The sequence below is a fragment of the Cryobacterium zongtaii genome (assembly GCF_002909375.1).
Classification (GTDB): domain Bacteria; phylum Actinomycetota; class Actinomycetes; order Actinomycetales; family Microbacteriaceae; genus Cryobacterium; species Cryobacterium zongtaii.
Genome location: NZ_PPXD01000018.1, coordinates 132,459 through 144,145 on the forward strand (window position 1 = coordinate 132,459; position 11,687 = coordinate 144,145).

13 protein-coding genes are annotated in these 11,687 nt (G+C 70.2%); 8 read left to right on the plus strand and 5 right to left on the minus strand.

All coding sequences use genetic code 11. The features are described from left to right. The first annotated feature begins 112 nt into the window (after positions 1-112). The 3 genes from aroA to bcp are packed head-to-tail and all read left to right on the plus strand — an operon-like array spanning position 113 to position 3,040. Positions 113-1,474: a 3-phosphoshikimate 1-carboxyvinyltransferase gene (aroA, locus tag C3B61_RS12015; RefSeq protein WP_103460867.1), complete on the plus strand. Its 1,362-nt coding sequence runs from the start codon at positions 113-115 to the stop codon at positions 1,472-1,474. A gap of 10 nt (positions 1,475-1,484) precedes the next feature. After that, complete coding sequence (gene rsgA, locus C3B61_RS12020; RefSeq protein ID WP_103460869.1) at positions 1,485-2,549, plus strand: ribosome small subunit-dependent GTPase A; 1,065 nt, start codon at positions 1,485-1,487, stop codon at positions 2,547-2,549. Positions 2,550-2,566: 17 nt separating this feature from the next. After that, complete coding sequence (bcp, locus tag C3B61_RS12025) at positions 2,567-3,040, plus strand: thioredoxin-dependent thiol peroxidase (protein WP_103460872.1); 474 nt, start codon at positions 2,567-2,569, stop codon at positions 3,038-3,040. Here bcp and C3B61_RS12030 read toward each other — a convergent pair whose 3' ends face one another. Beyond that, a complete protein-coding gene (locus C3B61_RS12030) occupies positions 3,041-3,478 on the minus strand; it encodes a hypothetical protein (RefSeq protein ID WP_241990378.1) in 438 nt (145 codons plus the stop codon). Between the two features lie 182 nt (positions 3,479-3,660). On the opposite strand from C3B61_RS12030, the gene C3B61_RS12035 reads away from it, so the two are divergent. Further along, positions 3,661-3,909 (plus strand): WhiB family transcriptional regulator, encoded by a 249-nt coding sequence (locus tag C3B61_RS12035; RefSeq protein WP_035837005.1) that lies wholly within the window; start codon positions 3,661-3,663, stop codon positions 3,907-3,909. An 89-nt stretch (positions 3,910-3,998) separates the two neighbouring features. Here C3B61_RS12035 and C3B61_RS12040 read toward each other — a convergent pair whose 3' ends face one another. Next, positions 3,999-5,492 (minus strand): sensor histidine kinase, encoded by a 1,494-nt coding sequence (locus C3B61_RS12040; RefSeq protein ID WP_088455328.1) that lies wholly within the window; start codon positions 5,490-5,492, stop codon positions 3,999-4,001. Positions 5,493-5,541: 49 nt separating this feature from the next. On the opposite strand from C3B61_RS12040, the gene C3B61_RS12045 reads away from it, so the two are divergent. Together C3B61_RS12045 and C3B61_RS12050 are read left to right on the plus strand one after the other, a co-directional pair. Beyond that, entirely contained in the window at positions 5,542-6,045 is a 504-nt protein-coding gene (locus C3B61_RS12045; RefSeq protein ID WP_103460874.1) for an LpqB family beta-propeller domain-containing protein, read from the plus strand. Positions 6,046-6,050: 5 nt separating this feature from the next. After that, complete coding sequence (locus C3B61_RS12050; RefSeq protein ID WP_103460931.1) at positions 6,051-7,733, plus strand: DUF5671 domain-containing protein; 1,683 nt, start codon at positions 6,051-6,053, stop codon at positions 7,731-7,733. On the opposite strand, the gene C3B61_RS12055 is transcribed toward C3B61_RS12050, so the two are convergent. Together C3B61_RS12055 and C3B61_RS12060 are read right to left on the minus strand one after the other, a co-directional pair. Further along, positions 7,721-9,169 carry a CpaE/TadZ family protein gene (locus C3B61_RS12055; protein ID WP_103460877.1) on the minus strand — a complete coding sequence of 483 codons (1,449 nt, stop codon included), beginning with the start codon at positions 9,167-9,169 and terminating at the stop codon, positions 7,721-7,723. The two genes, C3B61_RS12050 and C3B61_RS12055, sit on opposite strands and share 13 nt — an antisense overlap. A gap of 2 nt (positions 9,170-9,171) precedes the next feature. Next, the gene (locus C3B61_RS12060; protein WP_103460879.1) at positions 9,172-9,828 is read right to left on the minus strand and encodes an SAF domain-containing protein; all 657 of its coding nucleotides are present in this window, start codon (positions 9,826-9,828) and stop codon (positions 9,172-9,174) included. Positions 9,829-9,969: 141 nt separating this feature from the next. Here C3B61_RS12060 and C3B61_RS12065 point away from each other — a divergent pair, with 141 nt between their 5' ends. Beyond that, entirely contained in the window at positions 9,970-10,293 is a 324-nt protein-coding gene (locus C3B61_RS12065; RefSeq protein WP_103460881.1) for a helix-turn-helix domain-containing protein, read from the plus strand. A 5-nt stretch (positions 10,294-10,298) separates the two neighbouring features. Here the strand turns inward: C3B61_RS12065 and C3B61_RS12070 are convergent, their stop codons facing one another. Continuing rightward, positions 10,299-10,892, minus strand: a complete 594-nt coding sequence (locus tag C3B61_RS12070; protein ID WP_103460883.1) for a hypothetical protein — start codon at positions 10,890-10,892, stop codon at positions 10,299-10,301. A 205-nt stretch (positions 10,893-11,097) separates the two neighbouring features. Here C3B61_RS12070 and C3B61_RS12075 point away from each other — a divergent pair, with 205 nt between their 5' ends. Continuing rightward, the gene (locus tag C3B61_RS12075) at positions 11,098-11,604 is read left to right on the plus strand and encodes an Rv3235 family protein (protein WP_174776453.1); all 507 of its coding nucleotides are present in this window, start codon (positions 11,098-11,100) and stop codon (positions 11,602-11,604) included. Positions 11,605-11,687 lie beyond the last annotated feature (83 nt).

Sequence of the window (11,687 nt, forward strand, 5' to 3'; positions counted from 1 at the left end):
AAGCCGTCGACGCCGCTGGGCGTCGCGGCCGTGCGTTCCATAAGCGTGGATGCGCTCACGTGACCTCCTGTGCCTCACTGTGTATCGGCAATCCCGACTATTCTGATAACCGATGTTGATCTCGAGATATTCCAAGCCGGAGTTCGATCCATACGGCGACAATTCGCCCGAAGAGACGGATGCCCTGTGGGCGGCCCCCGTCGCGCCGCGAGCGCTGACAGCCACCCTGTCGCTGCCCGGCTCCAAGTCGCTGACCAACCGCGAACTCGTCTTGGCGGCCCTGGCCGACGCACCCTCGGTGCTGCGCGCCCCGCTGCACTCGCGGGACAGCGACCTCATGGTTGCCGCACTGCGGCAGCTCGGCACAACGATCGAGTCCGTCGACGGTGACGGCGAATACGGCCCCGACCTGCGCATCACGCCAGGCGAGCTGTTCGGTTCCACCACGATCGACTGCGGTCTGGCCGGCACCGTCATGCGGTTCCTGCCGCCGGTCGCCGCGCTCGCGCTGGGCCCGACCACCTTCGACGGTGACGCCGGCGCCAAACGCCGACCCATGAAGACCACGATCAGTTCATTGCGCGCGCTGGGCGCCGACATCAACGACGACGGTCGCGGTGCCCTGCCGTTCACGGTGCACGGCACCGGCGGCCTGGACGGTGGCGAGGTGACCATCGACGCGTCCTCCTCCAGCCAGTTCGTGTCCGGCCTGCTGCTCGCGGCCCCCCGCTTCACCAACGGCCTGCGGCTGCGCCACTCCGGCGAGCGCCTGCCAAGCCTGCCGCACATCGAGATGACAATTCACACCCTTGCGCAGCGCGGCGTTACCGTCACCAGCCCCGAGGTCGGCGTCTGGTGTGTCGAACCGGGTCCGATCCGCGGCACCGAGGTCGACATCGAACCCGACCTCTCCAACGCCGCCCCGTTCCTGGCCGCGGCTCTGGTCGCCGGCGGCAGCGTCACCATCACGGGCTGGCCGACCACGACCACCCAGGTGGGCGCCCACCTGGCCGAACTGCTGCCGCGCTTCGGCGCCACCGTCACCGTCGACGGCGACAGGCTCACGGTCACCGGCACCGGCCGGATCACCGGGGTGGACCTCGACCTGTCCACCGGCGGCGAGCTGGCCCCCACCCTGGTGGGCCTGGCCGCCCTGGCCGACTCCCCGAGCACCATCACCGGCATCGGCCACATCCGCCACCACGAAACCGACAGGCTCGCCGCCCTGGCGACGGAGATCAACAATCTCGGCGGCCACGTCACCGAACTGCCGGACGGACTCGCCATCGAGCCGCGGCCGTTGCACGGCGGCACCTGGCACAGCTACGACGACCACCGCATGGCCACCACCGGAGCGCTGCTCGGGCTGATCGTCGCGGGTGTCGAGGTGGAGAACATCGGCACGACGGCGAAGACCCTCCCGCAGTTCGCCGAGCTGTGGCACGGCCTGGTGTCCGGGCCGGTCGCTTCGTGACGGGCACAGAATGACCTGGTGGTCGAGCCCGGATGACGATGAGCCGGAGTTCGACGAATCGAGCGTGCGGATTCGTCCGGGCCGTAAGGGCACCAAACCGCGCACCAAGACCCGGCCGGAGCACGGCGACGCCCTGACCGGGCGCATCCTCTCGGTCGACCGCGGTCGTTACACGGTGATGCTCGACGAGAACGAGCCCACCGAACGCCGGGTCACCGCCGCGCGCGCCAGCGAGTTGCGCAAGCACGCCGTCGTCACCGGCGACCGCGTCGACATCGTCGGCGACACCACCGGCGCCGAGGGCAGCCTGTCCCGCATCGTGCGCATCGTTGCCCGCGAGACCCTGTTGCGACGCAGCGCCGACGACACCGACGCCGTGGAGCGCGTGATCGTGGCCAACGCCGACCAGATGCTCATCGTGGTGGCCGCGGCCAACCCGGAACCGCGCATCCGTCTCGTCGACCGCTACCTCGTCGCCGCCTACGACGCCGGGGTCTCCCCCATCCTCTGCATCACCAAGACCGACCTCGCCGACCCCGCCGAGTTCCTGAACAACTTCGCCGGCCTGGACCTGCCCGTATTCCAGAGCCGCGACGACGCCATGCCCCTCGAGGAAATCTCCGCGGCGCTGGTCGGCCACGACACCGTCTTCGTGGGCCACTCCGGCGTGGGCAAGTCCACCCTGGTGAACGCCCTCGTGCCCGACGCACACCGCGCCGTCGGCGTGGTCAACACCGTCACCGGCCGCGGCCGGCACACCTCCTCGTCGACGATCTCGCTGCGGCTCGAAACGGATGCCGGACGCGGCTGGGTCATCGACACCCCCGGCGTGCGCTCCTTCGGCCTGGGCCACATCAACACCGACAACATCCTGCGCGCCTTCACCGACCTGGCCACCATCGCCGAGAAGTGCCCGCGCGGCTGCACGCACCTGCCCAGCTCGCCGGACTGCGCCATCAACGAGGCCGTGGCTGCCGGAACCCTGGGCGACACCGGAAAGGCCCGCCTGGACTCGCTCCAGCGCCTCCTGGCCACCTTCGCGGCCGCGCCGGCGCACCGCCCGGGTGAGAACTGACCGGTAGCGTGGGTTCCATGACGGATTCCACGCGGCTCGCAGCCGGCGACACGGCCCCAGACTTCACCCTCACCGACCAGGATGGCGCCTCCGTCAGCCTGGCCTCCTACCGCGGCCAGAAGGTCGTGGTGTACTTCTACCCGGCCGCCATGACCCCGGGCTGCACCACCCAGGCCTGCGACTTCCGCGACAGCCTGGGCTCGCTCGCCGCGGCCGGCTACCAGGTGCTTGGCCTGTCCAAGGACACCTTGGCGAAGCTGGCGTCCTTCGCCGAGAACGATCACCTCACCTTCCCGCTGCTCAGCGACGAGGACCTCGCCGTGCACCGCGCCTACGGCGCCTGGGGAGAGAAGAACCTCTACGGCAAAATCGTCACGGGCGTGCTGCGCTCGACCTTTGTGATCGATGAGGCCGGTCTGGTGACCCTGGCCCTCTACAACGTGAAGGCCACCGGCCACGTTGCCAGCCTGCGCAAGAAGCTCGGGATCTAACTAGGGCTCGCGGCGGCTCGTGGCCTCGACCACGCTGCGGGTCAACAGCAGCACGATCACGAGCACCGACGGGATGAGCAGCGCCCAGCCGAGGTCCGGCCTGGCGTAGAGGCCCTGAAAACAGCCGATGGCGACGAAGACCTGAACCAGCTGCCAGGTCACGGCCGCCGCCCGGATCCAGGAACGCCCGCGGAGCGCGCCGACGGTGATGGCCGACACCCAGACCGCGGCGACGATGGTGAGCACCAGAATCGCCAGCGCGCTGGCGAAGGAGGCGGGCTGGTCGGTCAGCAGCTCCAGGATCAGCCACAGCACGGCCGCCCAGAGCAGGGCGGCTTCGGCGGCCAGGAGCAGCACCAGCGCGATGAGCGCGCGGGACCGACGGGCCGGCTTGGGCGCGTCCAGGCCGTCCTGGCTGGGGTCGAACGGTTGTCTCACAGCGATATCCCATACAAAACTATTGATTTGACATCCCTATTATGGGACCATATTTAAGGCCCGGTTGACGCTCACAGGGTGGTGAGCAGATCTCTTCGCAGATCTGACCTTCCTGCAACCTGGGCATCCCCGCATCTTCGGCCGATCGGCCAGGCATCCCCCCGCAATAAAGGAGCACCCCTATGGATTGGCGCGATAAAGCAGCCTGCCTTACCGCTGACCCGGAACTTTTCTTCCCGGTCGGTAACACTGGTCCCGCAGTCGACCAGATCGAGAAGGCCAAATCCGTTTGTGCCCGCTGCAACGTCACGGAGGTTTGCCTTCAGTACGCTCTCGAGACCGGGCAGGATTCCGGCGTCTGGGGCGGCCTCAGCGAAGACGAGCGCCGCGCCCTCAAGCGCCGCGCCGCCCGCGCACGCCGCGCCTCTTAGAGCCTCTCCTCTAGCTTCTAAACGGGCGAGCAGCTTCGGCTGCTCGCCCGTTTTGTTGTATCGCGACGCGGTGCCGCCGGTTGATTCGATCAGTCGAATTCCATGAAGCGCAGCGGGATCTCGATGGTGACCTCTGTGCCGCTGTCCATCATGGTGTGCCAGTCGATCGTGCCGCTGAGCTCACCCTGAATGAGCGTGCGGACGATCTGGGTGCCGAGCCCGGATCCGACCTTGCCTTCCGGCATCCCCGAACCGTTGTCACGGACGCGCACGGTGAGGGTCTCCTCGTTGCGCTCGGCCTCGATGGCGACCTCGCCCTCCCGGCCGGCGAGTCCGTGCTCGACGGCGTTGGTGACGAGCTCGGTCAGTGCCAGGGCCAGCGGGGTGGCGTAGGCGCTGGGCAGGATGCCGAAGCTGCCGGACGACTTCGGGTGCGCAGTGGTGTTGTGCGCAGAGGCCACTTCGGCGATCAGCAGCAGCACCCTGTCGAACACGGCGTCGAAGTCCACGTTCTGGCTCAGGCCCGAGGACAGGGTGTCGTGCACGACGGCGATGGCCGCCACCCGGCGCATGGCCTGGTTGAGGGCCTCGCGGGCGGTGTCGGAGTGGGTGCGCCGCGCCTGGATGCGCAGCAGCGACGCCACGGTCTGCAGGTTGTTCTTGACCCGGTGGTGGATCTCCCGGATGGTGGCATCCTTGGTGATCAGCTCGCGCTCCTGGTGCCGCAGCTCGGTCACATCGCGGGAGAGCACGATGGCGCCGATCCGTTCGCCCCGGTTGCGGATCGGGATGGCGCGCAGCGACACCGTCACCCCTCGGGCCTCGATGTCGGTGCGCCACGGGGCCCGGCCGGTCACAACCAGAGGCAGGGACTCGTCGACCACAGCCTTGCCGGAGAGCAGGCTCGTCGTCACCTCGGCCAGCGACTCGCCCTCGAGTTCGTCGGCGAAGCCCATCCGGTTGAACGCGGAGAGCGCGTTGGGGCTGGCGAAAGTGGTGACGCCGTCCAGATCCAGACGGATCAGGCCATCCGACGCCCGGGGGGCGCCGCGCCGAGGACCGGTCGGGGCACCCAGGTCGGGGAAGTCGCCGGAAGCGATCATGGCGAACAGGTCGTTCGCGCAGTCGTTGAAGGTCAGCTCCTGACGGCCGGGGGTGCGCGTCTCGCTGAGGTTGGTGTGCCGGGTGAGTACGGCGATGGGCTCCGGAGTGATCTCGGCGCCGCTGGAACTGATGCGGCGGCGCACCGGGATGGCCCGCACCCTGGTGGGGGTCTCCTCGTACCAGTCCGGCGCCGTGGTGTCGATGATCTTTGCGGTGTCGAAGGCCTCGGTCACCTGCTTGCGCCATTCGGCCTTGATCTCCTGGCCCACGAAGTCCCGGTAGAACAGGGTGGCGGCGCTGGACGGCCGGGCGTGGGCGACGGCGACGAAGCTGCCACCGAGCGTCGGCACCCACACGACGATGTCGGCGAAGGCGAGGTCGGCCAGCAGCTGGCCGTCGGAGACCAGCATGTGCAGCCAGTCGACGTCCTCCGCGCTGTTGCGGCCTTGGGCAAGTACGAGATCACTGAGCGTCGACACGTGACCAGCCTATGTGGTGCCGCAGCGGCGGATACGCCATGCTCTCGATATGACCTCTGCTGTTCCTCCGACTCCCGCATCGCCCGCCCGGCGAGACCCGGCGCTCTGGGTGGTCCTGGGCCTGATCATCCTTCTCGTCGCGGTGGCTCTCGTCGTGGTGTTCACCCGGAGCGAGCCCGCCCTCCTCGACGCCGGCACGCCCGGCGGGGTGGTGCAGCGATATTCGACGGCGGTGTTGGACGGCGATGAGACGAGCGCGGCCCGCTACCTGAGCGCTGCCGCACTGGCGGACTGCGACAGCGGGGAGACCGCGGCGGACTCGTCGGCCACCGACGACATCCGGATCAGCCTCGTCGACACCACCGAACGAGGCTCGACCGCCGACGTGCGGGTGCTGATCGTCACCTCGTACGGCAGCGGCCCCTTCGGGTCGTCGGAGTATGAAGCAGAGGAGGCCTTCGAGCTGGTGCGGGTCGACGAAGACTGGCTCATCGACGAGGCGCCGTGGCGACTCACCGTGTGCCCGCCCCGCAGCCAGGGAGACACCCCGTGACCGCGATGACGGCGGCGACCCCGCCGCGTCCAGGTGCCGCACCGATCGTGCGCAGGGTCGTGGTGTACACGATCCTCTTCGTGCTGGTGGTGCTCACGGCGAGCGGTGTGAGCGACCTGCTGGGCCGGCTGTTCGACGTGGTCACCGGTGAGAAGCTCGCCGGCACCGACACCGTCGGCCTCGCGGTGTCGCTGACCTTCACCCTGATCGCTGGACCGTTGGCGGCGGTTCTGGGCTGGTTCGCCTGGCGCCGCCTGGCCGATCCGCCGGAGCGGGCGTCGCTGGCCTGGGCGTTGTACCTGGTGGGCATGGGCACGCTCGCCCTGGTCGTTTCAGCCACGGCGCTGCTGAGCGCCGTCGCCGCCGCCGTGACCGCTGAGGCCGTCACCGCCGAGACGGCGACGGGTCTGGTCTGGGCGGGCGTGTGGGCCGGGCACGGGTTTGTGCTGCGCCGAACCGACCGGCGGCCCACCCGGCTGCCCAGCACCACCGCGGTTCTCGGCGGCACGTTCGGGCTGGTGATCGGGGCCGGCGGCGCGGTGACGGCGCTCACGATACTCGTGGACGAGGCCCTCGCCGTCGGGCTGGGCACGGATGGTGCGGCCGGGTCAGTGGGGTCGCCCTGGTGGACCGGTGCCGTGCAGGCCCTGGTCTGGGCGGCCGGCGGCGCTTCGGTCTGGTGGTGGCACTGGCGCCGCGACGGTGGCCGCACCGCCGGGACCGCCCTGGCCGGGGTGGCCCTGGTCGGTGTCGGCATCCTGGGTGGTGCCCTGCTGACCCTGGCCGGTACCGGCACCGTCGTGTTCGTGCTGCTACGGCTGGCCGTCGACCGCACCGACTCCGTTGCGGTGGTGTGTGAGCCGCTGGGGCCGGCGATTGCTGCAGCCCTCGTCGGCGGCCTGATCTGGGTCTATCACCGCGGGGTGGTGCGTCGGCGGACCGCCGCTGTGCGCCAGGCGAGCACCCTCGTGACCAGCGGAATCTCGCTGGTCGCCGCCGCGACCGGGCTCGGGGTCATCGTGAACGCGCTCCTGGCCGCCGCGACCACTCCGCTGGCCGGGTCGGACCCCCGCACCCTGCTGCTCGGCGGCATCAGCTCGCTGCTGGTCGGCGGGCCGGTGTGGTGGCTCACCTGGCGGCCGGCCACCGGGCCGGCGGCCGACCCTCGCCGTTCCGCCGGCCGCAGCGTCTATCTCGTGGTGGTATTCGGCATCAGCGCCATCGTCGCCCTGATCACACTCCTGGTCATCGGCTTCCGACTCTTCGACACCGTCCTGGCCGGCGACCCCGGGCTCCTGGACCGTATCCGAGCGCCCCTCGGATTGCTGGCGGCCACCGCTCTGGTGGCGGGATATCACTTCACGGTCTGGCGCCAGGACCGAGCCGCGGTCGCCGCGACCGCTCCCCCGGCTCCGCCTGCCAGCGCCCCAGCCGCCCCGCCGGCCGGGGTGGTCGGCGAGCTGGTGCTGGTCATGGGTCCCGGCGCGGAGCCCGTCGTGACGCATCTGCGCCGACTCACCGGCGCACCCGTGGTCTATTGGCAGCGGGCCGGCGGTACCGCGGTGTTGCCGGATCCGGCGCACGTCGAGCAGGCCCTGCACGGCGTCAGCGGCGACAGGGTCCTGCTGATAGTCGGCGTCGACGGCACACTCACGGTGATCCCGGTGGCGGCGGCTCAGGTGGCCTGAGCCGTTCGCCGCCAGGCGAAGACCCGGCGCCGCGGCCGCCGGGCGGGGTGGGCATCCGGGGCCGGCAGCAGTTCGTCGCGGACGAGGGCGAGGATGCCCAACCGGGCCGGTGACCGCGGCGCCGCGTCCCGCAGGGTGCGCCCGGACAGCACAGCGGCATCAACCCCGGCCTGGTCATGCGGCACCAGAACGGCCGCGTCGATGCCGCCGAACCGGCGCAGCGCACTGCTCACCTGGGCGGCGGGAGCCGGGCCGACGGCGCTGGAGCGCACCCTGTTCATCACGACATACACCCGATGGGTGCTGATCACGTCGGTGAGATCGCTCCAGGCGCGGAGGAACCTGGCCATGCCCACAGGGTCGGCCAGACCGCAGGCCACCACCCGGTCGGCGATCCCCAGGGCGGCCAGTGTCGCCGCGTTGCGGCGGGGCGCGAACAGGTCGCTCGAGATCTCCTCGTCGCTCTCCAGACTGAACCCCGTGTCGAGCACCACGTAGTCGGCCCAGCGCCGCAACGCCGAGATCGTGCCGCTGACCCGTTCCGCCGACAACTCGGGCCACCTGGACGGTCGTCCGATCCCGGTCAACACCCAGAAGGCGCCCCGTGGCGAGTTGTAACGGTGGGCGATGCGTTCCAGTTCGACCGGCGTGAGGGTGTCGGAACCGGACAGCCGGCAAGCCGCCGCGAATCCAGGCGCCTCATCGAGGAGGCCCAGGCTCGGCGCTATCGAACCGCTGTAGGTGTCGACGTCCGCCAGCACCACGGTGTGACCCGCGGCCGCGATCTCGGCGGCGATGTTGATGGCCAGGGTGGTGCGGCCGGGAGCCCCGGCCGGACCCCACACTGCGATCACGGTGCCCGATCCGGTGAGCCCCGCGGTGACGTCGTCGTCGGATGAGAACGGGTCGGATTCGATCGGGTCGCCGGCCGCGGAGCCGGCGGTGGGGGTCTCGGCCCTGGGCCGGCGGCGGGCCCGACGCGCCTCCGGCCGATCGGCTCGCCGGCCCTCTTTCGCCCGTCGTCCGGAGCCGGACCGTCGGGGCAGTGCGGGAGGGACGGCGTCGGGCGGTGGGTCATCGTCGATGCGCAGCGGGATATCGCCGCCCTCCGTCAGCACGCGTTCGATTTCGGTCCAGGCGGCCTCGGCGTCGACGACCTCGTGCAGCCCCAGCTCGGCGGCGTAGCGGCGCTCCGCTTCCGTCGCGGCGAGGGCGACGACGCGGATGCCGTTCGCGTCGCTGGCCGCGAGCACCTCGATGGTCAGGGTGCCGGCCGTTGCTCCCACTATCAGCGCCTCGGGGTCGTGCCGGTCGATCGCGGCGAGCAGTTCGCGCACGTTCGCCGGCCGGGCGACGATCACGTGCCCGTGCTCGATGATGTCGGCGAGCAGCCGGTCCTCGGTCTCCCGGTCCAGGGCCAGGGCTAGCAGCGTCATCGTCAGCCTCCGATCGGGGCGTTCACGGCCACGAGGGACAGCGCCTCGTCGTTGGCAATCGCCTCCAGCACCGCCGCGACCTTGTCCTTGGGCACCAGCACCTCCACGGCTCGGCCGTCGCCGGACTGGATCAGTCCGGACGGCTCCAGGATGCGCACGATGGCCGCACGACCGACGAGGACGGCCGGAGGGCTGAACAGGCCGCTCTCGACCTCGCCGGCTGACCACACATCCACGACGGACCCGGCCGCCAGGCTCGTCGACAGCCTCCCGCGCAGGTCGAGGACCAGGCTCGTGACGGCCTCGCCCGCCCGGGTTCCCACGGCGGCCGCCGGGACGAGTTCGCCGGCGGTGACGGTGCGCGTTACGACCAGGCCGTCGGCGGGGACCAGGGAGGGGGTGAGGTACAGCTCCACAGCCGCCCCGAGCCGCACTTCGGTCTCGACCAGGTCGGCCGCGTCCAGACGATCGCCGACGGCCAGCGGCACCCTGGCCGCATACACCGCGACGGTGCGGTCGCTGCCGGCCACGACGACGCTGACCCCGACGATGGAGGCCACGACGAGAACCAGGCCGAGTGCGAACCGCGGATCGAACCAGAACCGGGTCTTCGTCGATGTCGTCGGTCGGCCCGAACCGGCCGGCCGTCCTGTCCTCATCCGCGCACCTCGTCTTATCCACTGTCTCGCCAGGTTCAGGCTGGCTACCATCGTGACGGGACCAGGAGCAGCGCGCTGAAGTTATCCACAGGTCGTCCGCTCACCCCACGGGATCGGCGAACACGACGGATAATCGTTCTCATGAGCGATCCCGTATCCTCCGCATCCGTGGGCCGATTCCTGACGCTCGCCGACACCGCCCAGATCCTGAATCTCTCGCTCGCCGCCGCGAATGATCTGGTGCGAACCGGCGAGCTACCCGCCATCCGCATCGGCGCCACCGGCGCCTGGCGGGTGGAGCGGGTCGTGCTCGAGTCATACATCGAGGCGAAGTACGAGGAGGCCCGCCGGCTGTCGCTCTGGGAACAGTCCGACTTCGGCAACATCCCCGAGCTGTCCGGGGGGCGGATTCTGCGCCCCGACGAGCTCACCGATCCCCCAACGGGCGACGACACCCCGCCCTGATCGTCTCAGTCCAGGCGCACCAGGTGGATCTGGTTCAGCGGCACGATCCGGTACTGCCGCACCTCACCGGCCCGCCTGAGGGTACCCGGCGCGTGCACCGCCAGGTCCACATGATCCCGGCCCACCCTGTCGATGGTCCCGGTCACCGGCCCCACCCCGGTCTGGATCTGCAGGCTCTTGCGGCGCCGGCACAGATCTCGCAGAACGAACGAGAGGCCGATGCGGTCGACGAGCCGGGCCGGCGCCCCGGTCTCGACCGCCAGCGAGTCCGGCACCTGATCGGGCTGCAGGATGACCGCGCCGATACCCGCAAACGGGAGTATGCACTGCGGGCTGCCGGTACCGGCTTCGAGGAGGTCGGCGGCCAGCCAGTCCCTGCCGAATGTGGTCGGTCGCACCGTGAGGACCTGGCCGTCGACAAGCACCACCCTGAGCACCCGTGACGGCGCCGGACCGTTGACCACGCCGGTCAGCCGTTGACGGAGCGCCAGGCGGCCCAGGCGCAACCGCTCTTCCTCCGCGCGCAGCTCGAGGTCCTCGGCGTTCAACTCGTTCTCGAGCTGACCTTCGAGGTCGTCGAACAGATTGTCCCAGCGCACACCCCGACGGTAGTCGGCTGGCCGCCTCCGACGCTGACGTTATCCACAGCCGCCCGGACAAGCCTAGACAGACCGGTTTTCGGGTGGTTGAGTGTCGCCCAAGGCCTCAGCCGTCTCGGGGTCGATCCGGTGTTCCACCCGTTAGACAGCCACATCAGCCCGCTCTCCTCGTCGACACCACGGATCCATGCATCTGGAGCAACCCATGAGCGATCCACTTGCCGAGCCCGACCCCCTGCTTTCGCCGTCTGCGAACGGCCCCAATCCCCGGGGCACTCCCCCCGGCGCGGCCGCTCCCGACGTCACCCGCGAGTCCGCCGAGGGATTCCAGTCCGACGACTTCTTCGACCATCAACCGACGTCCCGCGCCGTGCTCCCCGATCCGGAGCCCCTGCTGATCAACCTCACCCGGTGCGTCATCGAGGTCCTGGCCGGCGCCAGGGAGCTCGACCAATTGGCTCGCTGGGTGAGCGACGACGTCTACAGGCACCTGCTCAAGCGGGTGGTGCTCTCGGCCAGGGCCCGCGCGGTCAAGGGGCAGCGCGCGCAACGCCCCGCCATCACGATCGGCAGGGTGAGCATCAACGAACCCAGGGACGGCATCATCGAGGCCGTCGTGATCGTGCACAGCAAGGTGCGCGTGCGCGCCGTCGCGGTGCGCCTGGAAGGGCTGGACAACCGCTGGCGGGCCAGCGCCATCAACGTGCTCTGACCCTGCCGACGCCCCTGCGGCCGCCAACTGTTGCCCGAGCGGACAACTGTGCCCGGTGTAACGGACGCAATTGTCCGCACCGG